This is a genomic window from Desulfotignum balticum DSM 7044 (assembly GCF_000421285.1).
GTDB classification, from domain to species: domain Bacteria; phylum Desulfobacterota; class Desulfobacteria; order Desulfobacterales; family Desulfobacteraceae; genus Desulfotignum; species Desulfotignum balticum.
Window position 1 is genome coordinate 2,988,114 of record NZ_ATWO01000001.1, and the last position, 25,576, is coordinate 3,013,689.

20 protein-coding genes and 1 tRNA gene are annotated in these 25,576 nt (G+C 54.2%); 13 read left to right on the plus strand and 8 right to left on the minus strand.

Going from position 1 to position 25,576, the window contains the following annotated elements; translation table 11 throughout:
• The 3 genes from K365_RS0114940 to K365_RS0114950 all read right to left on the minus strand — a co-directional run bounded on the left by K365_RS0114940 (position 1) and on the right by K365_RS0114950 (position 2,474).
• Positions 1–1,206 carry an MFS transporter gene (locus tag K365_RS0114940; protein WP_024335231.1) on the minus strand — a complete coding sequence of 402 codons (1,206 nt, stop codon included), beginning with the start codon at positions 1,204–1,206 and terminating at the stop codon, positions 1–3.
• 7 nt (positions 1,207–1,213) lie between these two features.
• The gene (locus tag K365_RS0114945) at positions 1,214–2,248 is read right to left on the minus strand and encodes an STAS-like domain-containing protein (RefSeq protein WP_024335232.1); all 1,035 of its coding nucleotides are present in this window, start codon (positions 2,246–2,248) and stop codon (positions 1,214–1,216) included.
• Positions 2,249–2,397: 149 nt separating this feature from the next.
• Positions 2,398–2,474, minus strand: a tRNA-Arg gene (locus tag K365_RS0114950).
• 158 nt (positions 2,475–2,632) lie between these two features.
• Between K365_RS0114950 and K365_RS0114955 the strand changes: the two genes are divergently transcribed.
• The 7 genes from K365_RS0114955 (at position 2,633) to K365_RS0114985 (ending at position 10,491) form a co-directional block, all read left to right on the plus strand.
• A complete protein-coding gene (locus K365_RS0114955) occupies positions 2,633–3,598 on the plus strand; it encodes a sigma-70 family RNA polymerase sigma factor (RefSeq protein ID WP_006968168.1) in 966 nt (321 codons plus the stop codon).
• 27 nt (positions 3,599–3,625) lie between these two features.
• Positions 3,626–5,479: a tetratricopeptide repeat protein gene (locus K365_RS0114960; protein WP_024335233.1), complete on the plus strand. Its 1,854-nt coding sequence runs from the start codon at positions 3,626–3,628 to the stop codon at positions 5,477–5,479.
• The gene (locus K365_RS0114965) at positions 5,476–6,234 is read left to right on the plus strand and encodes a LolA family protein (RefSeq protein ID WP_024335234.1); all 759 of its coding nucleotides are present in this window, start codon (positions 5,476–5,478) and stop codon (positions 6,232–6,234) included. The genes K365_RS0114960 and K365_RS0114965 overlap by 4 nt, the downstream gene beginning before the upstream one ends.
• A 54-nt stretch (positions 6,235–6,288) precedes the next feature.
• Positions 6,289–7,158: an Mrp/NBP35 family ATP-binding protein gene (locus K365_RS0114970; protein ID WP_024335235.1), complete on the plus strand. Its 870-nt coding sequence runs from the start codon at positions 6,289–6,291 to the stop codon at positions 7,156–7,158.
• 13 nt (positions 7,159–7,171) lie between these two features.
• The gene (locus K365_RS0114975; RefSeq protein ID WP_024335236.1) at positions 7,172–8,341 is read left to right on the plus strand and encodes a deoxyguanosinetriphosphate triphosphohydrolase family protein; all 1,170 of its coding nucleotides are present in this window, start codon (positions 7,172–7,174) and stop codon (positions 8,339–8,341) included.
• Positions 8,334–9,059: a UPF0280 family protein gene (locus K365_RS0114980; RefSeq protein WP_024335237.1), complete on the plus strand. Its 726-nt coding sequence runs from the start codon at positions 8,334–8,336 to the stop codon at positions 9,057–9,059. Before K365_RS0114975 ends, K365_RS0114980 begins: the two co-directional genes overlap by 8 nt.
• Before the next feature lie 118 nt (positions 9,060–9,177).
• The gene (locus K365_RS0114985) at positions 9,178–10,491 is read left to right on the plus strand and encodes a CDP-alcohol phosphatidyltransferase family protein (protein ID WP_024335238.1); all 1,314 of its coding nucleotides are present in this window, start codon (positions 9,178–9,180) and stop codon (positions 10,489–10,491) included.
• On the opposite strand, the gene K365_RS0114990 is transcribed toward K365_RS0114985, so the two are convergent.
• From K365_RS0114990 to K365_RS0115000, 3 genes are read right to left on the minus strand one after another with little or no spacing between them, the layout of a single operon-like run.
• On the minus strand, positions 10,475–10,897 hold the full coding sequence (locus K365_RS0114990) for a YqaA family protein (RefSeq protein WP_024335239.1): 423 nt from the start codon (positions 10,895–10,897) through the stop codon (positions 10,475–10,477). The two genes, K365_RS0114985 and K365_RS0114990, sit on opposite strands and share 17 nt — an antisense overlap.
• Entirely contained in the window at positions 10,894–11,562 is a 669-nt protein-coding gene (locus K365_RS0114995) for a gamma-glutamyl-gamma-aminobutyrate hydrolase family protein (protein WP_024335240.1), read from the minus strand. Before K365_RS0114995 ends, K365_RS0114990 begins: the two co-directional genes overlap by 4 nt.
• Positions 11,535–12,518, minus strand: a complete 984-nt coding sequence (locus K365_RS0115000; protein WP_024335241.1) for an amidoligase family protein — start codon at positions 12,516–12,518, stop codon at positions 11,535–11,537. The genes K365_RS0114995 and K365_RS0115000 overlap by 28 nt, the downstream gene beginning before the upstream one ends.
• A 170-nt stretch (positions 12,519–12,688) precedes the next feature.
• Between K365_RS0115000 and K365_RS0115005 the strand changes: the two genes are divergently transcribed.
• From K365_RS0115005 to K365_RS0115015, 3 genes are read left to right on the plus strand one after another with little or no spacing between them, the layout of a single operon-like run.
• Positions 12,689–13,417: a superoxide dismutase gene (locus K365_RS0115005; RefSeq protein ID WP_024335242.1), complete on the plus strand. Its 729-nt coding sequence runs from the start codon at positions 12,689–12,691 to the stop codon at positions 13,415–13,417.
• A gap of 32 nt (positions 13,418–13,449) precedes the next feature.
• Positions 13,450–13,926 carry a tRNA (N6-threonylcarbamoyladenosine(37)-N6)-methyltransferase TrmO gene (gene tsaA / locus K365_RS0115010; protein WP_024335243.1) on the plus strand — a complete coding sequence of 159 codons (477 nt, stop codon included), beginning with the start codon at positions 13,450–13,452 and terminating at the stop codon, positions 13,924–13,926.
• Positions 13,926–14,864 carry a DMT family transporter gene (locus K365_RS0115015; RefSeq protein ID WP_024335244.1) on the plus strand — a complete coding sequence of 313 codons (939 nt, stop codon included), beginning with the start codon at positions 13,926–13,928 and terminating at the stop codon, positions 14,862–14,864. Before tsaA ends, K365_RS0115015 begins: the two co-directional genes overlap by 1 nt.
• Here the strand turns inward: K365_RS0115015 and recB are convergent.
• A complete protein-coding gene (recB, locus tag K365_RS0115020) occupies positions 14,848–18,444 on the minus strand; it encodes an exodeoxyribonuclease V subunit beta (protein WP_024335245.1) in 3,597 nt (1,198 codons plus the stop codon). The two genes, K365_RS0115015 and recB, sit on opposite strands and share 17 nt — an antisense overlap.
• Positions 18,441–21,782 carry an exodeoxyribonuclease V subunit gamma gene (recC, locus tag K365_RS0115025; protein WP_024335246.1) on the minus strand — a complete coding sequence of 1,114 codons (3,342 nt, stop codon included), beginning with the start codon at positions 21,780–21,782 and terminating at the stop codon, positions 18,441–18,443. The genes recB and recC overlap by 4 nt, the downstream gene beginning before the upstream one ends.
• A 138-nt stretch (positions 21,783–21,920) precedes the next feature.
• Here recC and K365_RS0115030 point away from each other — a divergent pair, with 138 nt between their 5' ends.
• From K365_RS0115030 to K365_RS0115040, 3 genes are read left to right on the plus strand one after another with little or no spacing between them, the layout of a single operon-like run.
• Positions 21,921–23,300, plus strand: a complete 1,380-nt coding sequence (locus K365_RS0115030) for a DUF4139 domain-containing protein (protein ID WP_024335247.1) — start codon at positions 21,921–21,923, stop codon at positions 23,298–23,300.
• Complete coding sequence (locus K365_RS0115035; protein ID WP_024335248.1) at positions 23,270–24,475, plus strand: hypothetical protein; 1,206 nt, start codon at positions 23,270–23,272, stop codon at positions 24,473–24,475. The genes K365_RS0115030 and K365_RS0115035 overlap by 31 nt, the downstream gene beginning before the upstream one ends.
• Positions 24,472–25,482, plus strand: a complete 1,011-nt coding sequence (locus K365_RS0115040) for a DsbA family protein (protein WP_024335249.1) — start codon at positions 24,472–24,474, stop codon at positions 25,480–25,482. Before K365_RS0115035 ends, K365_RS0115040 begins: the two co-directional genes overlap by 4 nt.
• Positions 25,483–25,576: the final 94 nt, after the last annotated feature.

Here is a 25,576-nt window from a genome sequence, read left to right on the forward strand (position 1 = left end):
CTACCCGGACTCATCCGGGTAGCCGTCCTCCTGGGACGAAAATTTCAGGAACCCGGGCAGAATTGCACCCGATAGAATCAATATGCCCGTCACCACAAACCCGGCGGAAAAATATCCGTTTTCACTTAACATACCGATCATGCCGGGTATTACCCCGCCGCCCACCAGAAAGGCGGCCGGGATCGTAAACGAAACAGCCACGTTGCGGGTCTGACTGGATCCGATGTTGGACAATGCGGCAAAAGCCGGCGGGAAAAAACAGATGGCCACCACGGGCTGACAGAAAATAGCAGCCAGCAACAGGCGGCCGGAAAAAATCCCGATCAATATCACCAGAATGCCGCTCAACATCAGGACTGCGGTAATCACGGGTTTCAGGCCCAGCCGATCGGTGATCCATCCGATCGCCAAAGTCATGGGAAGCGTTGCGACCCGGGACAGGGTCACAAAAGTGTTGGCCTGGGTTTGCGCAATGCCGTGCTCGTTCACCAGATACAGCGGCAGCATGGAATAAATGCCCAGCGTGCCGGAAACCCCCAGACTGAACAGCAGCATCATCCACCAGAACGACGGAATGGCTGCCAAAGGATAAAATGATTTAAGCTTAGGGGCTTCCCCGGGAAAATCCCGAATCGTGGAAAACCGGGAAAAAGACCATCCCAGAAGGATGTACACCCCGCCCAGGATAAAAAACACATACCGCCACGACATCCATAAAAGCAGCATTTCACAGATCATCGGGGTCAGCAGAAAACTCAAATTGGGTGCCAGCTCATGAATGCCCAGGGCTTTTCCCCAGTTTTTCCGGGAAATGGTTGCCGTGAGCACGGCAATACCGGATGACAGATACAACCCGGCCCCCATGCCGGCCAGAAATATTCCCAGTCTCATGCCGGACAAACTGTGGCAGAAACCGGTAAACATAAACACCAGCCCGGTTCCCACGGCAGACAAAACAATGGTGTTCCGGTGCATGATCCGGGCGGAGACAACGCCTGAAAAAAACACGGCAATGCAGTATCCCGTGGCGGAAAACAGGAAAAAAGAGCCGGCCTGATCCCCGGTCAGGCGCATATCCGTGAGAATGGTCGGCATCAGCGGTGAAATGCTGATCCGGATGGTGAAATTCATGAAAAAAATGGCGGTGAGAAAAAACAGCGGCAGATACGCGGATTTCAGATCGTGCGATGTCTGTTGATTTTTCATCAAAAAATCAATCCGCTTTTAAAAGTGCACGCATGATCATCTGCTCCACTTCCCTGGATGCGTTAACATGCAGCAGATTGATGTCTTTATTTTTCATTGCAAACACCCGGAATATTTCATCTGCAAACGCTTGCCCTATGGAATCGACTCCCTTAAAATCAAGGATCACAGTTTTAAAACGATCAATTCGTGACAAAAGCCTTTTGGCTTGCGACCGGGATACCAGCATTTCGTTTCCGTATTGCGCCAGACGGACAGGCACTATCGTTTTATTGAAACCATAATCTTCGGAAGTGGTGTATACGTCAAAAATTTTTTTTACGCTTCTGGAAGAATTGTTTTTCATCTTCATATAAACCCCAGTGCCTTTGCCTGGCTGGTTTCTCTCAAGAATCCAATCAGATTCTTCGGTATGTTTATGTGAAAAAAATACGCCCCCAGATAAAATCTCAAAGTCATCGACCATTCTTGAAGAAAAAAAAATGCCCTCTCCTGTATGCCGTGATGGATCAGTTGTGAGCTTTCCTTTGGATAATTCCAAAACAGCATGGCGTTCATCCAGCAACCCCATTTCCCGCTGAATTTTTTTGAATATACCCTCCCCGTCGTCAAGGATATGTATTTCAGTGCTGACAGCATTTCTTTTGAAGCCGATCGTGACCATTTGTCCTGATGAATGATCTATCGCGTTATTGAGAATTTCTGTAAAGCAGTAGTTCCACACTTCAATGACATTGTCTGGGAAACCGGGAAGCAGAACAGATATTTCATTCCGCCAGACCACATCCTCCTGTAGGGTGTTATCCAAAGGAAATGTTTTTGTCACTTCTTTGATTGGAGGAAGGCCATACCTGCGGTCCTTTGTTTGTCCGGACATAATCAGTGTTTTTTGTTCTATCAGTTGCCGGATATGTTTATTTATTGCCTGTCGCGAAACATCGAACTTTTCTGCAGCTATCTGAACTATATCGGAAGGATGATGTTCAACATTATCAAGGATGAACTGCCGAATCGTTTCCCCACGTTTTCTTAATCTTGCCATCTGGCCCTCTCGTGATTTATTGTCAACCTTAAGCAAAATTATTGTAAACCTAAATACTGATTATTGTCAACCTATGATGGGATACTTTGAATAGTATGTTTGAAAAAAAATGGCCATCTTGTAGCCATCTCTTTAGGTTTTGATTTGATTGGCGCGCCTGACAGGATTCGAACCTGTGGCCTACGGATTAGAAGTCCGTTGCTCTATCCAGCTGAGCTACAGGCGCAACAATCGATTCTTCTAACAGAAAGGCCTGAAAAAGTCCAGAAAAAAAACAGGCATTTCTTTTCACTTCCCGATAAATAAATTTATTACTTTAATACTCAAAGTGATAATGGTATAATATTTTTTTTTAATATCTGTTAAGACTTGAGAGTTCATTGAATGACAAAGACATCCCATCAGAATCAATCCGAGACAGACAACAAACGGTCAACCAAAAAAGATTTTCTTCTTCCGGTGCCCAAAGCCAGAGCTGCCGGTACCAAAGCACTGGTCAAATCCGATCCCATTCAAAGCTATCTGAATGAAATCAACCGGTACCGGCTGCTGACCCGGGAAGAAGAGATCGATCTGGGCAAACGCATTCAGGAAGAAGGGGATCAGGAAGCCGCGTATATCATGACCACATCCAATCTGAGGCTGGTGGTGAAAATCGCCCTGGAATTCCAGCGGGTATGGATGCAGAATCTGCTGGATCTGATCCAGGAAGGGAATATCGGGCTGGTCCAGGCGGTTAAAAAATTCGATCCCTATAAAAATGTCAAATTCTCCTATTATGCCTCTTTCTGGATCAAGGCGTATATTCTCAAATTTATCATGGACAACTGGCGGATGGTGAAAATCGGGACCACCCAGGGGCAGCGCAAACTGTTTTTCCGGTTGAAAAAAGAAAAACAGCAGCTCATTGAACAGGGATTCGATCCCAAACCAAAACTGTTGTCCGAACGTCTGGGCGTATCTGAAAAAGAAGTGGTGGACATGGACCAGCGCCTGGCCAACTGGGACCTGTCTCTGGATGAACCGTTGAAAAACGACTCCAATACGGAGCGGATTGAATTCATCAACACGGAATCGGATTCATCCGAGGACCAGATGGCCAAAAAGGAAATTGAAGGCATCCTTCACACCAAGGTCAAAAAATTCAAACGCACCCTCAATGACCGGGAAATGGAAATTTTTGAAAAGCGTATTTTTTCCGATTCCCCCCAGACCCTTCAGGAAATCGGGGAAACCTACAAAATTTCCCGGGAACGGGTTCGGCAGATTGAAAACAATATTTTAAAAAAAATGAAAACATTTTTCAAAAAAGACATGCCTGATTTCGACATGTATGACCATACCCTATAACCCAACCGATACAGGGTGACTTTCTCCATGAGCAAGGCAACGATCCATACTTTTTTTATTTTGCTGATTCTTTTGACGCTATCCGGATGCAGCCGGATCCAGCACACCCCGGCAGCCCCGGTCGATGCGTGTCCGGTTGAACCGGCGCCTCCGGACACGCCATTGTCCATCCATTCCTGTCCTGACGACACGTTCGCCCCCCCCACTCCGGGCCGGGACCCACAGATGTCGGCCCGGTACCATTATCTGACGTTTTTAATGCTGCACCGGCAGAACCGGATCGATGACGCCATGGCGGCCCTTGAAAAAGCCATTACCTTAGATCCGGACGCGTCGTTTCTCAAACGGGACCTGATCCGGATGTATTTAAGCATGGATCAAAAGGAAACTGCGTTGGCTCTGGCGGAATCCCTGGTGGCTGAAAATCCCGATAATGTGGAAAACCTGCTGTTGCTGGCCCGCCTGAAAAAAGACGACACCCGTGAAAAAACCATGCCGCCGCTGTTGGAGCGAATTCTTGAACTGGCTCCAGACAACCGGGAAACCTATCTGCGGCTGGGCAAAATTTATATGGAAAACCAGCAGATTCCGGAAGCTTTGGAACTGTTTTCCCGAATGGCGGACCGTTTGCCGGACTATTATGTGGCCCATTTCTATCTGGGGGAAGCCCATTTTCTTTCCGGAAATTACACGGAGGCGGCACAGGCGTTTCAATCAACCATCGACCTGGAACCGGATCTGATCGAACCCCGGTTGCGGCTGGTGGACATCCTTCAGGACCCGGACAACCCGGCCGGCAAACCAGATCCGGACAAACTGCTTGCCATGTATGAACAGATACTGGACATTGAACCTGAAAATGACCGGGCTTTGCTGGAAACCGCCCGGTTGTATCACCAGACCGGGCAAACAAAACTTGCAGCACAACAGTTCATGGACCTGGGAAATCAGGCCCGGCAAGACAACCGCCTGCTGATGGCCGCTGTGGATCTTTATTTGTCGCAAAACCGGTACGCAGATGCGGTGATCGTGTTTACAGGGATGCTGGCAGCAGATCCGGACAATGATAATTTCAATTTTTTTCTGGGCATGGCCCATGAATCCAGCGAGGATCCGGCGCAGGCCATTGAGCACTATCTCAAAGTCTCACCGGCCCATCCCCAATACAAAAAAACCCAGCTGACCCTCGCTTTTCTGTACCGGGAGATCGGCCAGACCGAAAAAGCCGTGGCGTTTCTGGAGCAGCATCACCGGCAGGCACCTGACGATATTGATTTCATCACCTATCTGGCCGCGTTTTATGAAAATGAAAACCAGCTGGAAAAAGCCATGGCCCTGCTTTCCAAAGGACTGAAAAACGCACGGGAAAACACGGCGCTGCTGTTCCGCTTAGGCGCGGTCCAGGACAAGGCCGGGCTCAAGGATGAGAGTATCGCCACCATGAAAGAAGTCATCCGTCTGGACCCGGAAGATGCCTCAGCACTCAATTATCTGGGCTATACCTATGCCGATCTGGGGATTCATCTGGATGACGCGGAAATACTCATCAGAAAAGCGCTGGAAATCAAACCCAACGACGGGTATATTTTAGACAGCATGGGATGGGTGTATTTTCAACAGGGTGAGTTCGACAAAGCCGTGGGGTATCTGGAACGGGCCGCGGAACTGACCGATTATGAAGCCATCATTGCAGCCCATCTGGCAGATGCCTATCTCAAGACCGGCCAAAAGATCAAAGCCCTCAAAGCCTTTCATAAAGCACTGGCCCATGCTGAAGAATCCGATACCGACCTCATTTCCCGGGTCACAGAAAAGATCCGGGCACTGGAACCGCAGATACCGACCCCGGATACGCTGAACTCAGATACTGTGACCCCATGAAATCACTGCCCGCTCTTTTTTTTGTCTGCCTGCTGTGTTTTGCCTGCCTGTCCGGATGCGGTATCCCGCGCCCCCAGACCGATCCGGCCTTAGATGCTCAAGCCCATGAATCCGCAGAAAAAGTCAGCAATTTGAACCAGGAGATCGTCACCAGCAAAGGAACCGGTCATTTGCGTGTGGCATCCGACAACGGGGTCCAGACGTTTCAAATGGCCTGGGCCGCCCAGTCTCCGGACCGGGTCCGGCTCGCGTTCACGGCTCTGGCCAGCCCGGTTGAAACCATTGTCGCAGACGGCAAAACAGTCACCTTTGTTTCTCACACCGGCCGGCACAAACCCCATACCACCACTTCCAGTGATCCGGATCTGGAATCTTTCACGGGTGTGCCGTTAAAGCTGTCCGACCTGATCCGCGTGCTTTTGGGGCAGATTCCCATCCAGCGCTTCAACGATGCCTGGTTTTCTTCTGAAGACCGCTTCCAAATTCAACTTCATAAAAAATTTACAACACAATTCCAGGAGTTACTTCTGGTATCAGACCAGCCGCTTAAAGCCTTGCGCCTGAAAAACAGACAAGATGAGATCCGCTATGAGATTCAGTACCATGAATTTGACCGGATGGACCACCGGCAGATACCCGTGGATCTGACCATTGCCGACGGCAAGGGGCAGCAGGTCCGCATCTCCATCACGCGATTCTGGCCTGATATCCCGGTGAAAGAATCGGTTTTCCAGTTGACACCCTTTGGATTATGACCATAATAGGTGTTGATTTCAACCACATACCTCTTAGAAGGAGTATTAAGATAAATGATTCACGACAGTGTAGACAAAGCCCAGAAACCCCAGGGATGCCCGTCCCAGAATAATGAAATGGCCAGAAAACAGCAGGAACAACAGGCCATGATAAAAGACAATCTGGCCAGAATCAAACACAAGATCTTTGTGCTGTCAGGCAAGGGCGGCGTCGGCAAAAGCAGTGTGTCCGCCAATCTGGCGGCCGTGTTGTCCAAAAAAGGATATAAAACCGGTTTAATGGATGTGGATGTACACGGACCTTCCATCGCCCAGATGCTGGGCATGACCGAACTGCTGGACATCACCCCGGACCAGCAGCGCCTGATTCCCAAGCAGGTGAATGAAAATCTTAAAGCCGTTTCCGTCCAGGCCCTGATGCAGGACAAGAATCAGGCCATCATATGGCGGGGACCGGCCAAAGCCGGCATGATTCAGCAGTTCGTGGGCATGGTGGACTGGGGGGAACTGGATTTTCTGATCATCGATGCTCCTCCGGGCACGGGGGATGAACCCCTGACCGTGGTACAGACCATTCCCGAAGCCTTAGGTGTGATCGTGACCACCCCCCAGGAAGTGGCGCTGGCCGATATCCGCAAATCCATTTCATTCTGCAACACAGTGAAACTCAAAACCCTAGGGATTGTGGAAAACATGTCCGGATTCAAGTGCCCCCATTGCGGCGAATCCATTGATCTGTTCATGAACGGCGGGGGGGAAAGAACGGCCAAACAATTCGGCCTGACTTTTCTGGGATCCATTCCCTTTGACACCGGGGTGGTCGCATCCGGTGATCAGGGCGTCCCCATTATGTTCCAGGACGAGGAAACCCCGTTCACCCAGGCATTTTCCATTGTGGTGGACAACATCACCAAACAATTGTAATTCAGGGACTGTCTTGAATGACCGCTTGAAAAAAACCAGGGATTTGCAGCCGCTTCTGGACAAAATCGAACAGAATGCCCTGCAATCCCTGGCCTGTCCTTCCAGGGCCGCTTTCCGGCGGCATCCGGAAAACCGGTCTGACAACGAATACCGCCAGGCGTTCAGCCAGGATGCCGACCGGATTCTCAACTCCCTGGCATTCACCCGCTATATAGACAAAACCCAAGTATTTTCCCTGATCCGAAACGATCATCTCACCCACCGGGTCCTGCATGTGCAGCTGCTGTCCCGGGTGGCCCGGACCATCGGCCGGCACCTGCGGCTCAACCAGGATTTGATCGAAGCCGCCGCCTTAGGCCATGACATCGGCCATCCCCCGTTCGGTCATGATGGCGAACGGTTTTTATCCCGGCTCACCCACGCACACCAGGCCGGATACTTTCACCACAATGTCCAGAGCATTCAGTTTCTGGACAAAATCGAACGCAATGGGACCGGATGGAACTTGAGCCTCCAGACCCTGGATGCCATTTTGTGCCATGACGGCGAAACCCATGTCCGAAAACTTTTCCCCCATGGTCCCCGCACGTTTGATGATTTAGATGCCATGATCCAGAAATTTCTTGAAACCGAACAGATCGGGTTTTCACCCATGACACTGGAAGGATGTGTGGTGCGCATGGCAGACACCATCAGTTATATCGGCCGGGACCTGGAAGACGGCATCCGTTTAGGCCTGATTACCCGGGAGCAGATCCCGGACACCTGCCGCCATATTCTGGGAGCCACCAACGGCACCATTGTGTTCAACCTGGTGACCGACCTGATTGCCACCAGCCTGGATCAGCCGTTCATCGGATTTTCAGACGAGGTGGCCGATGCCCTGGAAACCCTGAAAACATTCAATTACCGCCATATTTATAAAAACCCGGCCATCAAGCAGCATTTAGGAACCATCCGTACCATTTATGATCATCTGTTTCACCAGTATCTTACGGATCTGGAAAAGGACTGCGCATCCTCTGTCATTTTCACACAATTTCTGTCCGGCCTGTCCGACACATACCGGGACACCCATTCTTTGCCCCAAATCGTGCGGGATTTCATCTCCGGCATGACGGATTCCTATTTTATCCGCCAGGCACCGGTTCATTTGCGGCCCCACCCCGTGGACCATGTTTGACAACCGCCGGGTTTACCGCCAGCAGCACCACAAACAGGGACTGGCCGCCTTTGAAATCACCGTGCAGGAGACCAACCTGCATATCCAGGCCGACACCGACCTGTCCGAACCGGCCATCCGGGCGGTGACCCGGTGCCGGGAGCAGATCCAGACGTATATTGCAGAAAATCCCGATTTTAAAACATCTTTGGAACCCATGACCGTGCCGGACACTGCCCCTGCCATCATCCGGAATATGGGGGTTGCGGCACATGCGGCACAAGTGGGTCCCATGGCGGCGGTGGCCGGGGCTGTGGCGGAATATGCGGGCCGGCATCTGTTGTCTTTTTCTTCACAGGTGGTGGTGGAAAACGGGGGAGATATTTTCATCCACTCCCGAACCGACACCGTGTTGACCATCTTTGCCGGCAACTCCCCTTTCAGCCTGACCACAGGTATTCATATACCCCGGCAGTCCGGTTCTTTCGGCATCTGCACCTCATCGGGTACTTTCGGGCATTCCAAAAGCTTTGGCAAAGCAGATGCGGTCATGGTCATGGCCCAGTCCTGCCCGCTTTCGGATGCGGTTGCCACAGGACTGGCCAATCAGGTCTTCACAGGAGACGATATTGCCGGGGTCCTGGAAACCGGCAAGCAGATGTCCGGTGTTCAGGGCCTGGTCATTATCAAGGATACACAGATCGGGCTGTGGGGAGCGTTACGACTGGTAAAAATCTGACACAACCCCGGCAGACCTTTCAAATCTGCAATCCATACATTGCAAAAACAGCCGTGATCTGGTAAGAAACAGCCTGTCTGTCATTTTTAACACTGCATTTATCAGGATATCATCAGCTATGGAACGACTATTGGTCATATGCATCGCCGCAGCCATCGGGACCGGTTTTTACTACTGGTTTTCCTGGATGTTGAAAAAAGACCGCATGCAGGACTTTGTTTTTTCACATCAGTGGCTGCTGCACCCCAATGCCATCTGTTACTGGCGGACCGGCATGGCCATGGCCGGATTTTTTCTGTACTTTGCGACAGACTATCAATCGGCGGCCATCATTATTTTCACCTTTGCCGCCATCCTGGACGGGGTGGACGGACTGGTGGCAAGGGGATGCAACCTGGTATCCCGGCTGGGTGAATGGCTGGATCCTTTATGCGATAAACTCACGTACCTGCCGCCGCTGCTGGGGTTTGCCTATACCGGGATTATTTCAGTAAAACTGGTGTGGATTCTGGTGGGCATTGAAATATTCGGCCAGTTTGCGGCCCGCAGACTTTTGACCCTGATGAAGACCTCCGGTGCTGCCAACAATTTCGGCAAGATCAAGGCCATCATCTGTTTTGCCCTGGTGATTTTCTGCGCCCTGGTGGATGCCAACCCCCATATCATCCACATGGGCAACCAGATTCTGCTGGCCTGCGTCATTCTCTCGGGTGCGTCCATTGTATTTAAATTCATTCCCAACCGGCTGTATGCGGACATCCTTTCCCTGCTCAATTTCTTCTGCGGTCTGGCCAGCCTGGTGTTGACCTATCAGGGGTTTTTCGGCCGGGCCGTCATCATCATTATCATGGGACAGCTGTTTGACCTGTTTGACGGCCGCATGGCGGAAAAACACGGGGGCACCAAATACGGCCCATACCTGGATGATATCGCGGATTTTGTGAGTTTCGGGATCGCTCCGGCTTATATGCTGTTAAAAATCGGCCAGTCCTGGGCCTGGGTGTTTGCGTTGATCTACATCACGGCTGTGGCGTTTCGACTCATCCGGTTTCTGTTTGTGGACAAAAAACGCACGGACCTGCCGCCGGGCGTATTCAACGGCCTGCCCTGCCCGGCCGGGGCATTGCTTTTGCTGGGCGCCATCCTGCTGCTGCCCGCCCCGTATGTGTGGCCCATGGTGCTGCTGACCACGGGCCTGATGGTGAGTACCCTCCGGTTCGCCCATCTGGGACGTCTGATTCTCAAACAGGTGCCTAAACCGCTGTTTTACACCATCAGCGCAGGCATCATCGTGATCATCGCCTTTGTGCTGAAAACCCGGAACGGGGAATTATTCGGAGGCGTCATTCTGGGATCGGTGTTGATATACATGGTGATCGGCCGGGTGTGCATCCAGAAAGTTATGTCCGCACAATCTACCACCAGGCACTGAACCAGATCACAGCCACATAGCGCAGGCCTTTGCCCACGGCCACCAGAACAATGAACACCTTGAGCCGGACATTCATAATACCCGCCACCAGAGTTAAGGGGTCGCCTCCAATGGGCAGCCAGGCCAGCAACAGGGTCCAGACCCCATACCGCTGAAACCAGGCCTGGGCCCGGGCAATCTGGGTCGGACTGAAATAAAACCAGGCCCGGTGCTGGAACCGAAGCAGATATCTTCCCATCCACCAGTTCACCACAGACCCCAGGGTATTTCCCGTGGTGGCCACCCAGAACAACAGATGGGGATCATGCCCCTGGCGCAGCAGGGCGAACAGCAGCACTTCAGAATAAAACGGCAGAATGGTGGCGGCCAGAAACGCGGAACCAAAAAGCAGCAGCACGGATATCACAGCCATTCCTTTTGAATCAGCCATTGGAACAGGGCGAACTGGGCCGGCAGGTAGAACAGGTACTCGGGATGCCATTGCACCCCGATGATCTTCCGGCCGGATCGGGTTTCCACAGCCTGAATAATGCCGTCCAGATCCCGGCCCACCACGTGAAGCCCGTTGCCGGGTTTTCGGATCGCCTGATGATGCAGGCTGTTGACCCGGAGATTGTGTTTGCCGCAGATACGCGCCAGGCGGGCGTCTGGTTCGATTTTCACCTGTTTGGTGGGCAGCAGTCCCGGTCGATTGTAGGTCAGATGTCTCAAGTTTCGGATGTCCTGATGCAGGTTCCCGCCCAGCACCACATTGATGAGCTGAGCCCCCCGGCAGATGCCCAGCATGGGGATTTTGTGATGCAGGGCATACCGGATCCACCTGATTTCCAGCAGATCCCGGTCCGGATCATATACCACAGGGCTGGTGAGATCCCCATCATAATGTTCCGGGGAAATATCATTGCCGCCCCCGATAATCAATGCATCCAGGGTTTCATCGGCATTGCCGTGACGGGTACTGATGCGCATGGCAGACGCCCCGGCCAGATACAAAGCTGTTTTCGTACACCACCAGGCCGGGGCCCAGCGACGGGCCGAACCGGTTACGCCGACAAGTGGTCGCAAAGCCATTGATCCATCCAGACGGTCCAGTCCGTGCGGTTCACCCCGATCAAAGGCCGGTGCATGGACAAAAACCGTTCTTTGAGCATGGTCAGATCCTCCGGGCGCTGTGCCAGTTCCTCCACCACCCACCACAAGTTCCAGGGGCGGGCCAGGGACCAGTCCGGGTGATCGATCTGGCAATTGGGCAACCGATAATGAAACGCGGGCCGGGGCTTTATTTTAGGATCCGCGACTGCGGTTTGAACCATGTCGGCATGCACACAGGCCAACAGGGGCAACATATCCAGGGCCCGGTTCCGGCTGGCGTTATAAATCAGATAATCAGCGACAATCTGCTTGAAATCAGGTTTATCACATGAAAAAAGCACTTCCAAATAGGCTTCGGGATACAGGTCCACATAGGGGCTGATGCGCCGTGCCATATCCACCTGATGGGCATCCACCAGCCACCATTGCAGCAATGAAAACGCTTGCAGATACGCCAGCACCACTTCGGCATCCAACGACGGTATCTCGGCGTTGATATGCACGCCATACGCGGCAATCATGGAATCTTTCGTGCCCCGGGCACCGGCCCGGCGCAGGGCTTTGATCAGGGGTTCCAGCCGGTCCAGCTTGGTTATGGCTATGGGCGGGCACACCACTTCCATGGGCACCAGCCATGTGGCTGCCTGGCTGAGCAGATCGATCCAGTCCCCGGTTCGATCGGGTTCCTGACGGGCCGCTCTTCTTTTGAGAAAATCCCAGTCCAGCTCAATGGTGAATTCCCCTGAATCCGGAACATCCACCACACAGGCGGCCGCAGATTCACAGACCCGGGTACCGCCCAGCACCGTTTCCACCACCCGGGTGGTCTGCTCAAGATCCAGGCCCGTGAATTCCAGTTCAAACCCCGCTTGTCGCAAAGAACCCTGCCGGGTTCGGGTGACAGACGGCAATTTATAAAATAAGGGCTGTTTCATTTCATCTCTGGGTCAAAACGTTTTTCAGGTCAAGGGTTTCATCTTTAAGATAGGCAATCCGGTTTTGCCTTGTCAATCAAAACATGAAAGAAACCACTTGTTCATATCCATATCCCGATGATACTATACAGAATCTGTCACCCATCATCAGACCCGAATGGAGGATTATTATGACACCATTGAATGAAAAACAACCGGACACCTCCCGCATGGACCGCCGCACTTTTCTGACCCTGTCCGCCGGTGCCGCCGCTTCCCTGGCCCTGGCCGGACTGCCCCGGGCCGCACTTGCCGCAGCGGCTTCTCCCCATGTGCTGCCGGCCCTGCCCTATGCAGACACGGACCTGGCACCCGTGATCTCCGCCCGGACCTTGTCGTTTCACTATGGCAAACACCACCAGGGATATGTGAACAATCTGAACGGCCTGATCACCGGCACCGCTTATGCTGACCTGTCTCTGGATGAAATCGTCACAAACTCAGCAGGCAGACCGGATGACACGGCCATTTTCAACAATGCGGCCCAGGTATGGAACCACACCTTTTACTGGCACAGCCTGAGCCCCAGGGGCGGAGGAGACCCCCCGGCCGCATTGACACGCAAAATAAAAGAAGATTTCGGCAGCATGGATGCCTGCAAAAAAGCACTGCTTGACGCAGCCACCTCCCAGTTCGGCAGTGGATGGGCCTGGCTGGTTTTAGACAACGGCATTCTAAAAGCCGTGAAAACCGGTAATGCCCAAACACCGTTCACCATGGGCATGACCCCGCTGCTTACCATTGATGTGTGGGAACATGCGTATTACCTGGACTATCAGAACCAGCGAAAAGCATATGTCCAGGCCGTGCTGGACAAACGCATCAACTGGGAATTCGCGCTGAAAAATGCTGCGTTATAACCTGTAAACAATATAAAAAAATCAAGTGACCCATGCAAACAATTACACCCATCGGCGTGATCCACACGCCGTTTCACAACATCGAAGACATGCCCATTCAGCCCAAAGGGGCTGCCGGCACCAAAGGACAGATACAGGTGGATGCAGCCTTTCAACAGGGACTTGAAGACCTGGACGGGTTCAGTCACATCTACCTGATCTATTCATTCCACAAGGTAACCCGGACCGAGTTGACCGTGGTACCTTTCATGGATACGCAGTCCCGGGGCGTGTATGCCACCCGTTCCCCGCTGCGGCCCAACCACATCGGCATCTCCATTGTCCGGCTGGAAAAAATTGAGGGGAACCTGCTGCATGTCCTGGACATCGATGTGCTGAACGGCACCCCGCTGCTGGATATCAAGCCCTATATGGAGAAATTCGACGCAGTCAAACACAGCACCTCCGGGTGGATGCAGGCCAGCGAAAAGGAAGTCGCGGAAAGGCGATCGGACAGCCGGTTCAAATAATGGAAACACCCAGATTGACCAAGGGGTTTTTGCTGGTGATCTTTGCCGCGGTGCTGTTCGGCACCACAGGCACCTCCCAGGCCCTGGCACCGGCCGGCATATCCAGCACCACCATCGGATCCCTGCGCCTGATCATCGGGGGGCCGGCCCTGTTGCTCATGGCCCTGATTTTCGGGAACGCCCGGTTATCCACGTTTCGGCCTCCCGTCATTCCCACCCTGGTTGCCGCCTCCGGCATCGTGATGTTCCAGCTGTGTTTTTTCGAAGCCGTGGCCCGAACCGGCGTGGCCCTGGGAACCATTGTCGCCATCTGCATGGCACCGGTCATTTCCGGGCTTTTGGGGGCTGTGTTTCAAAAAGAGCGGTTGACCCGGACCTGGTTTATCGCATCCCTTCTGGCCATTTCCGGATGTGTGCTGTTGAGCGTGGCCGGCAGTGAAGTGCAGGTGGACACCACGGGAATTTTTCTGGCATTCGGCGCAGGATTCGGATATGCCGTGTCCCTGGTGGGCAGCAAAGCCGTGGTGGCAGACCATTCCCCCATCTTGGGCATTGCCGTTATCTTGAGTGTGGGCGCGGTGATGGTGCTTCCCCGGCTGCTGCTGTTCGAAGATCTTTCCCCGGTGATGACCGCACATGGCACGGCAGTGGTCCTGTATCTCGGGCTGGTGGCCACGGCTGCGGCCTACCTGCTGCTGGCCAAAGGGCTGTCCGTGGTGCCCGTGTCCATGACGGCCCTGCTGATGCTGGTGGAGCCCTTGACCGGATGCGTTTTAGGGGTTCTGCTGCTGGGTGAGGTGTTCACTCCGGTCACCGGGATCGGGGCATTGCTTATTTTTTCCGGTCTTCTGGTCATCTCGTTTTTCAAGGAGAAACCCGCGCCCGTGGCCCCGCTGGTCACCCACCACAAAAAATCCCGGTTCAGAAACAGACGTTAGGGTGATCAAAAAACACCCCGGATCCGGGCCGGTCCGGATGCATGCCCCGGATAAACAGGTAAAAGACCCCCCCGAAATCTTTTTTGGGATCATAGTTTTTCATGCGCCATGACAGATACCGGTGCAGGGCCAGGGTGTAGATGTGGTACTGCAATACATAATCATGGGTTTCCATGGCCCGTTCGATGGCGGTCCCATTGTAATCTTCATACGCCTCCCCCAGAAAATTGGATTTATAATCCATTAGATAATATTTCCCGTCATGCCGCACCACCAGATCAATGAATCCTTTGATGAATCCGGACAACCGGCTTGAACCATATTTCTGCAATGATTTGGCATAGGCGGTCCATCGCACGGTCTTTGCAAACAGATCCGCCGGCACAAACCCGTCCAGCCGGGTCACATCAAACAGAAACTCCGCTTCGGTCATCCGGTGGGACATGGCAATGTCTTTGAGGCAAAATCCGTGTTTTCCCGATGACAGCGGGGTTGCGATCACCTCCTGGATGGCTGCGGTCACGGGATGGGCAAACCTTTCCCGGGAGAACCCGAACCGGTGCAGATACGCAGACACACCGGCGGACACACGGGACGGATCCCATTGAAAATCCATGTTTTCCAGCACGGCATGAAAAAAATCACCGGCCCCGGCCCCTTTGGGAAACCCGCTCAGCCGGATCGGGGTGACGTCCCGGTCTCCGGCATCCACGGGTGGCCCTGCATCCGCATCCGGCAACCCGTCATCCGATACCCATTCATCCCGGCTGCCGCCTGGCCGTTCCCCAGGGCCTCCGGCATCAGGCGGCCCTTTGACCAGGGCGCTGAAACTGGTGATCTGAAACGCGGACCGGACCGGCCGGGCCAGAGACCGGGGGGCCAGGGATATCACCGGTGACACCGTTTCAGTCAACGCCGGAACGCTCTCACCGGGTGTCACCATCTGCACGCAAATGTGCTGCATATCCCCGGCCAGGGCGGTCAAATCCTGGATCATGTGCGCATCCGTGTCACAGCCCCGGGGATGGATCAGGCTGCCCAAAGCCGAAGACCCCACCCCACTGATCCCGGCCCAGAAAATCCGGCACATGGCCGAGGCCCGGGTCACGGCCACATACAGCAGCCGGCGCTGCTCCGCCTGGGCCTCCAGATCATGCCGGGCAATGGATCGATCCAACCCTTGAGTATCCGCCCCCTGGAATCCCGGACCCCGCAGATCAAAACAAAGCTGAAAATCATTGTCCGGGTCATGGAACAAAACCGGGTCTCCCCCTTTAGGCCCGGGAGAAGACCAGAGATAAGGCAGATACACAATGGGATATTCCAGGCCTTTGCTTTTATGAATGGTCACAATGGCCACGGCATTGCGGTCGCTTTCCAGACGCAGCTCATCCGCGGTTTCTTCCCGGGTGTCGGCAAACAGCTGGGTCTGATACCACTGGAGCAGGTAAAACAATGACAGATGCCGGCGCAATGCCGTCTGGGAGATCAGTTCCACCAGGTGGTAAAAATTGGTCAGGTCCCGGTCATCCATGATTGACTCCGGATGCAGAAGCCCTTCTTGGCAATGCAGCAGGTCCTGAATCATGGCGATGAACCCCCGGGATTCCCAGATCGTTTTCCAGTGTCTGAACCGGTCCTGCCACTGCCACACTTTAGTTTGCGGCAGCCCGGCCAGATCTTCCGGATCAAACCCGAACACAGACGAGGTCAACGCGGCGTTGACAAATCCCACCTGATCCGGTCGGAACACGGCCCATAAAATATCATTGAGCGCAATGGCCTGGGGCGAATCAAAGACTGATCCGGTTTTGGACAGATAACAGGGAATCTCTTTTTTTGAAAGGGCTGCCTGGATATCCTGGGCCTCCTGATTGGTCCGCACCAGCACGGCCATGTCTTTGAAATCGATCCGGGCCCGGTTTCCGGATTTATCCGTTAACGTGAACCCGGCGATCATGTCCGACAACATTTTTTGGACCACGAGATCCGGAATCATCCGCCGGGCCGTTTCTTTTGTCACATATCCCTGTTTGTCCAAAGGCAGATGATCCCGGGATAAAAAATCAAACCCCAGGGGCGGGACCCATCCTGTGTCATCCATGAGCCCGTGGCCCGGGGTTTCCGGGGTTCCCACCCGGTTGAACGGGATTTCTTTAAAAACAAATGGATCAGTCCCGGCTGAAAACAGGTCATTGACCGCCTGGACCAGCACCGGAGAGGATCGGTAATTTTTTTCCAGGGTAAACTGCTGCTCACAGTGGCGGCTGGCCGACAGATACGCAAAAATATCACCGCCCCGAAACGCATAAATGGCCTGTTTGGGATCACCGATCATGAAAAACGGCCGATTGCCGCCGAACCGGGACGGTGCATGTGCAAACAGCGTAGCAAAAATCCGGTACTGGTCCGGGTCTGTATCCTGGAATTCATCGATCAGGCAGGCCTGATACTGATCCTGAACCGCCCGGATCAACATCCGGCTGCCGGGGCCTGTGGTCAACGCCCGGGCCAGATCATGCACCAGATCGTCAAAAAAGCACTGGCCCTGCTGCTGTTTCAATTCAGCCAGGGCCTGATGGTAAAACGGCAGAAATGCGTGCCGGATCGCCAGCAAATCGGCCTCCATCACCTGGTACAGATCATACAGGGTCTGGCAGTCATCAAAAAACGGGTGCACCGGGCAACGGGCCCCGGATTTGGTTTTCTGTTCCAGGCAGGTGTAGCAGAACCGGTACAGGGGATCCCCTTTTTCCGTCATCACAAACAGGGCATTGTCCCCTTCCGTTTCCAGGGTTTTTTGGACTGATTCCAGCCATTTGGGCACATTTCTGGCGGAATAACTGCGTTTGTCCAGGCCCGGATCCAGCCGGATCATATCGATGATCTCCCGGCTTTGTTTTTCCAGCCAGTCACCGATCCGGGCACAGGTGTCCCGATAGGCATCACACACATCCGAAAATCCGGGATCCGGCGGGATCAGGGTCAGACCGGGCCGTGACACCGCGGGCTTCATCTCCCGGCCCAGGGTTTCCGGGGTCAGGTTCTTTTTTGCCAGAAACCGGAGCATCAGGGGATCCAGGTCATTGATCCGGGTCATGAAATAATCCATGCACACCTGGCGGTAGAATCCGGATGCATCTTTCATCAGTTCCATGTCAAAGGCCGTGCCGGTTTCAAAGGCGTGGGCCGTCAGGGTCTGGAGGCAGAACGCATGGATGGTCATGATGGTTGCCTGGTCAAAATCCGTCAACGCCAGCCGGATGCGCCGGCGCACCTGATCCGGATCCGGCTGGGCTGCCAGAAACGAAATCAACGGATCGGACAAATCTTCGGCAGATTTTGCACCGGTCGAACTCATGCCGGCCAGAACTCCGGACAGCCGGTCCCTGATCCGCAGTTTGAGTTCTGCGGCAGCCGCTTCCGTGAATGTCACCACCAGAATGGCTTCAATGGGATATCCTTTGGCAATGAGCCGGGTCACCAGGGTGGTGATGGTATAGGTCTTGCCGGTGCCGGCACTGGCTTCGATCAGTGTGGTCTGCTGAAGATCCAGATCAAACGGGTTCAATGGATTCATGCGCCGGACTCCAGATGCGCCAGAAGGGGTTTGAACACTGCCAGGCTGTGATCCACAATGCCCGAGGTTTGCAGATGCAGCAGCGTGTCCAGGGGATCCGGGTGATTTTCCATCCACATGGCCGTGTACCGGTCTGTTTTCTCACCGGTTTGGGTATGGGCATTGAACCAGACGGGCCGGGCTTTTTTCATGGCGCCTGCCAATACATCATCGTGCGGATCATACTCTTTTTCCGCCAGAGCCCGGGCCAGGGCCAGGCCGGTGTCCGGGAAAAAAGGCCAGGGCCGGGTCAGGCCCTGACAATACAGCGTTACCAGGTGCTCCAGGTATGTGCGGGCCGATTCTCCCACGGGGGTGAACGTCTGCATTCCCACAGACTGGCGGCGGAACGGGTCGGTGCCGATGATCCGGGTGGTCACCGGGGTGTTTGGCATCATCAGGGTTGCGGCCAGGTGCAGGATCCAGTTTGTCACCAGCCGCCTGGCATGAATGCGGCCGAACTCGATCACGCATCGAACCGCGCCCTCGTCTTCCTGATACAGATCAGACACCAGACCCTGAACCTGGCATTTGTTGACAACCAGGTCCACGGCCACCGAATCCCGGGGCGTGTCCGGCACCTGTTTTGCGGCCAGGGCCTGGATGGGACGGGTGGTCTCCAACAGATGCTCCCAGGCCAGACCGCCCTGGTTTCCCAGCGGCAACTGCCCCCCGGCCCGGGCCAGCGGATATCCGGACAGGTTCAGCTCTTTTTCCAGGATCCAGGATCCCAGCTGATACCGGGCCAGGCCGGATACCTGAAAGGGTTCCCGGTCCGGCAGCGGTTCTTCCAGCACGGGAAACACGATCTTCGGGGTGGTCTGGTAAAACATGGCCAAAGGATGGTTGAAAAACCGGCACAATGTCTGTAACGACACGGTGTCCGGTTCCGAAACAGGGCCTGGCAAATCCGATGCCTGATCCATTGCACCGGACCGGTCCATATCTGGGGACAATTGCCGGGATGTGTCTGAACTCCGGTGGGTCCGGGACCGGGCAATCCGGCATTGCTCTTCTGAATAGGAAAACAATGCCGGGGTGCCGTCAAAATAAGCCGGATTAAACGGGTGCAGCCGATGGGTGATCCACCACTGATATCCGGAAGGAAACACAAATCCGCTATGGATGACATCGGCCAGTTCACTCACCACGCCGGAACACGGAAGCGGGGCATTGTCCTGGATGCCCATGCCCGTATAGGTGATGATCAGACGGTTGCGGGCCGACAGCACGGTTTCCAGAAACAGGGTCCGGTCCTCATCCCGCATATTTTTATCTCCAGGCCGGGGATCAGCGGCCATGAGATCAAAACTTTTGGGAACCATTTTTCTGGGAAACGCGGCCTCATCCATCCCCATCAGCGCCACCACCTTGAAAGGAATGCTGCGCATGGGCACCAGGTTGCAGAATGTCACGCCCCCGGTCAGAAATCCGCCCCGGGAAAAGGTTTGATCCAGTTTGTTCTCCACCAGGTCCCGGGCCGCATAAAAACCGATTTTTCCTGTGAATCCGGCGATATCCGCCGCCCGGGTCAGATCCTGGCACACCTGATACAAAAACCGGAAATCCGGTTCCCGCTCCAGGTCAGGGGTCATCATTTCCTGGATCAGGGCCGTAAAAACCTGTTCCCATTGTCTGGGGGTATACTGAGCATCCAGCGTGTCCAGATGCCGGAACAGGGTGTGGCAGAAATGGGCGAATTGTCCCAGAATTACGGCATTGGTGCCTTCTGCAAACGAACAGGGCAGCAGGTCGTTCACCAGTGTTTCTTGTGCAACCGGCATGGCGATTCCCAGAAACAGCCGCTCAAAACCGAACTGCCAGGTGTTTTCCTTGAATCCCTTCCCCGTGAGATCCCGGCGATGATCCGGATCCAGGCCCCAGAGAATACCGGCCCGGCGCACCATGTCCGTCAATGCGCTGATGTCTCCCGGGGCGATGTCAAAGGTTTCCGCAATGACCGGACATTGCAGCAGATCCATGACATCCGATTGCGCCATCCGGGAGCCTTTCATGGCAAAAATTTTTAAAAACGCATCAATGGTGGGGGATTCGGTTTTATGCCGCCGGTCGGAAATGGAAAAGGGAATGGCCGGCTCCCGGGAGAAAACCGCTTCGATAAACGGGGCATAGGCTTCGATATCCGGCATCATGACAATCATGTCATGGGGCGCGATGGTTGAATCGCGGGCCAGGGTGTCCAAAAGCTGGTCCTTTAACACCTGGGCCTCCCGCATGGGAGAATGGCAGGCATGGACCTGGATGGACGTGTCATCCAAAGACACGGCAAAAGGCGGCGCATCTCCCTCAGGATGCCGGAAAGTCAGGTTCAGGATGTCGGACTGGAGACAGGAAAGCATGGACACCAAGCCTGTATCTGCAACCGGTTCGGCTGCCGGGTCCACAAACAGGTCGTTAAACGGCTCCAGGTATGGTTCTGTTTCCAGCAGCTGCATGAACTGCCTACTGGATCGGCCCATAGACGCCAGCAGCGGATGGCTGATTTCCCAGTAGACGTCTTCAGGGTCTGTGCCGGACGTATCCCGGTTTTTCAGGGCCATCCGGTCCATCTGGCCCGGAGAGACCATATCGAAAAAATACTGGTTGGACGGAGTGAGCAAAAACACAAACACATCCGTGTCCAGCGCTGAAAACACGTTCATGAACGACGGCGGCACGGAAGACAGCCCGAACAGACAGATCTGATGAGGCAGATCCGGCAATTTTTTTTCCAAAGCGGCCGTGACCAGGGCAGCCATCTGCCCGGGAAACGACCGGGCCCTGGAATCGGATACAATATTTTGCCACAGCCGGGACTGCCAGATCTCGTCAGGGTTTTCCGGATGCAGCAAAGTGCCATGGGTTTCCCAGTTCACAAGCATGTCAGGGCGGTACACCTGGTAGTCATCCAGCACCGCGGCAATCTTTTGTGCCAGCTGAATCTTTTTTTTTCCGGTGTCATCGGACTTGAAATAGGATGCCAGCGGTGCCAGTGGACTATCCGGGTCAGAATCGTCCAGCCGGGCATACACAGCCCATACCAGGGCATCCACATCCAGCACGGGTTCATCCGGATGCCGGTCCAGAAAATAAAGGATCAGGTCTGCGGGAAACAGAAATTTCAATCGGGCGCTGATGCCCCGGATTCGGGCCAGCTCCAGAGAGATCCACTGTTTCATCCCCCGGGACTGGATGCAGATCCATTCCGGCGCCAGAGGATCTTCCGGCACCCGGGCCGTGACGTCGGCCAGGGCCTGTATGAGGATCTCCATGCGATTGCTTTTTACCAGGTTCAGCACGAATCGTTACTTTAAATCAAAGGGTTCCGGGTTGATGATGGTTTTGACTATACCAGAATCCACGGACAAATGCCTTGGCTTTTTTCACCAGTATGGTATTTTATCAGACAATCATCCCTTGTTACAGGAGGCATTGAAATGATGCAGACATTCCGGTCGTTTTTTTCTTTTTCCTTGATGGTCACATTGATGTGCGGGGTGCCGGCCCATGCCCGGATCGACACAGCCGTGCTGACCGAAACCCGGCAGATCCAGGCCTATATTTACCGCAGCGCGGACTTGACCCTGATCAAAGACACCCGGACCCTTTATTTTGCCAAAGGCATGAATCCGGTCCGGTTTTCCTGGTCCGGCACGCGCATCGACCCCACCTCTTTGTCCTTTGATATTTCCGACAGATCCCTGCCTTTAGAAATCACACAGGCCCAGTTTCCGGCCCGGGAGAAAAACCAGGCCATCTGGCATGTGTCGGCCACACAACCCTGCCGGGCTGAGGTGGTCTTGTCTTACTTCACGCCGGGTATTTTTTGGCAGCCCCATTACACTGCGGTGCTGTCCCAAGACCGGACCCGAATGAAATTAACCGGCCAGGTCCGGGTGGAAAACCGCTCCGGCATGGATTATCCCGATGCGACAGTGCATCTGGTAACAGGTAAAATTCATCTTTTGGACCGGATCGCGGATCTGGCAAACCAGCCGTTTCCCTATGGCCGGCCTGAAACCCGGGGAGCCGACAACCCGCAGCAGGACATGGTCGCCCGGGGAAAAGCACTGCTGGAATCCGCCCCTGCCCTGATGATCCAGTCTGAAAAAGCCGCTTCTCCCGCGCCCCGGGCCATCACAAAATCCCGGGCATCCGATTATATGGTGTACACCCTTGACGGTCAGAAATCTCTTTTAAACGGCTGGTCCGACCGGCTGACCTTTGTGGAAGCCGAATCCGTGCCCGTTGACACATTGCATGTGTTTGACGTTTCACGGTTCGGCAATAGGGTGATGCAGATGGTTTCCTTTACCAATGACACGGATTCCGGGCTGGGATCGTTCCCGCTTCCCGGCGGTGCGGTCAAGGTGTTTCAGGCCATTGACGAAGACGGCGGCATGATCTTTGCCGGGTCCGACACGGCGGACTACATCCCTTCGGGCAAACGCCATCATCTCCGCTTAGGGCCTGATCCCCGGATCACCGTGGTCCCTAAAGTCATGAAATATGCCAAAACCCACCTGACATTTGATAAAAAAAACAATCTGTCCGGATTTGACGAAGTCCGGACCTGGGTGATTGAGGCGGCCAATTTTTCCGACCACCCGGCCCGGATCGACATGTTCCAGACCCTGCCCCACCCCCATTTTGCCATCTCCGGCATCCAGGGCCAGGATGAATTCCAGCGCATCGACCAGAACCGGTTCAAGTTTTCAGTCCTGGTTTCTCCGGCCGGCAAAAAAAATATTCATTACACGATCACCACATATCAAGGAGACAGACAATGGCAGCAAAAATCGGTTCCTTCCTCATGAAATCCCGCTCTTTTGGGATCATGATTTGTTCGGCCCTGGTGACAGCCGGGCTGATTCTGCCGGCCCTTGTATCGGCGGACACCCGATTAGGGATCCTGCCGCAACCGGATGCGGTTCATATCCGGCTGTCGAATCAAAATCCGGCCATGGTCCAGGAACATCATCAGATCTCTTTAGGCAAAGGCATCAACCCGGTGGCATTTTCCTGGTCCGGGGTCCGTCTGGACCCGGATGCCGTGCTGCTGACCCCTTTGTCCGATCCGGAATCGGTCCGGGTCCTGTCTGCATCCATGCCCCCGGATGGTGCCGGCCTGATATGGCAGGTTTACAGTTCCAACGATGCGGTCGTGCCCATGATCCTGTCCTATCTGCCGGCCGGTCTGGACAGCCTGGTCACTTATACCGCCACGGTCAATGCCGGGGAAACCGCGCTGGATCTGGATGCGAAACTCATCTTGAGAAATTTTTCCGGGCAGCCCTATGAAGCCGCCACGGTCCGGCTGGATTTGGACACGGTGTTTTCCACACAGATCCAGGACCAGGAAACCCGGCAGGTGTCGTTTCCCATTCCCCAAAATCCCGAAATGACAAAGATCCTTCACTGGGATGGCCAGACCATGCCCCATGATCCGGAAAACCAGGACACGGCCGCGGGAATTCCATTTGGGTATGAGATCACCTTTCCGGCGGATGCTGTCCGGGACACCTTTGATTTGCGTCCGGGAAACGTACGGATTTTTCTTGAAGATACCCAGGGCCGGACCCTGTTCACGGGCGAAGACTTTCTGCCGTTTCTGGCCAAAGGCGACTCGTTTTTCCTTGAAACCGGCCGGACCCGGGATGTCATCATCACCAAACGGCGCATGAAAACCGATGACATTCAGGTCCGGCGCAATGACAAAGGCACCATCCAGGTGTTTGATCAAATCATCACCGACCGGTTCATTTTAAAAAACACCCGCACCACCCCGGCCGACATCCGGCTCATTGACCGGATCACGGGGCAGTGGGAGCCGGTAGACATGGGGCATACCTACACCCTTGAAGACCATGAAACCTTGAGGTTGGACATCCATCTGGATGCAGAAGAAACCCGGACCTTTGACCTGACCTATAAAATATTGAACATTTTTGCAGATAAATTTACTCAGTACAACCAGGTGACCTACCAATGATGACACGCACAAATATTGAAGCTCCGGGAATTTCCCCGATTTTGCATCGTATTTCCGGCTGTCCGGCGGCAATGATTTTCTGGATACTGATTCTGTGCCTTTTACCGAATCCGGTACCGGCCGATACCCCGACCCTTAAACCGGGTAACATTCAACCCGGGCAGACCGCCGCCTCATCGGCGGTGCTGGATGAGGCGGCCCTGAAAGCAGGGATCGCCCATCGGCTTCGCACGGCCCGGGAAGATCGGGATGAACGGTTCCAACATTTTTCTTCCGCCCACGTGCGCATCGAAAAAAAAATGCCGGTTCATATCAGCGACACCCTGACCGTGTTTGCCGTCAAACTCAGACTCATGCCCCCGGTTTCAGATGCATCGCCCGAATTCATCACCCTGGTGGTGGATGACACCGGGACCTTGCAGATCGGCGACATTCAGCATCTGGCCACGGGCAGCAACCTGGTACAAGACGCCGTGGATCAGGTGCAGGCAGTGGATATCAGCGATCTTCCCTCTGATTTCGGCAAACTCATCTACACCGGCACAGGCCCGCACACCCTGATTGCCGTTTCCGATCCCTTCTGCCCCCACTGCCGGAAAGGATGGGAATTCATCAAGCTGAATCTGGATCAAATCCACACCCTGCGCCTGGCCCATTTCCCGTTGAGCCCGGCTGCGGAAACCGCCGGGCTGGTCATGGCGGACGCGTATCACGGAAAATCCATGGTGTTTGATATCATTGATTTTACCTATACCGTTTTAGACCCATCCCAGGATCCTCTGGAGATTCTGGCGCAATACATGGACGAGTTTCCGGAATTAACACAAAAATGGGGGACAACCCCTGAACACGCCCTGACCTATCTGACCGACCGGTTTCTCACTCAAATCAAAGCTGACCGGCAGACCCTCCAGACCCTGGGCATCCATTCCACACCGGTCTTTTTTGTCAACCAGACCTTTATCAAGGGATTCAATGCCCGGAAAATGGAAGCAGCCATGCCATGACACCCCGAAAAAAAAGCGTATGGCATTGATCAAACAGGCGGGAATATTTTGCCGTGGTGGTACCCAACAGGCAGATCCTGAAACCGAATTTACT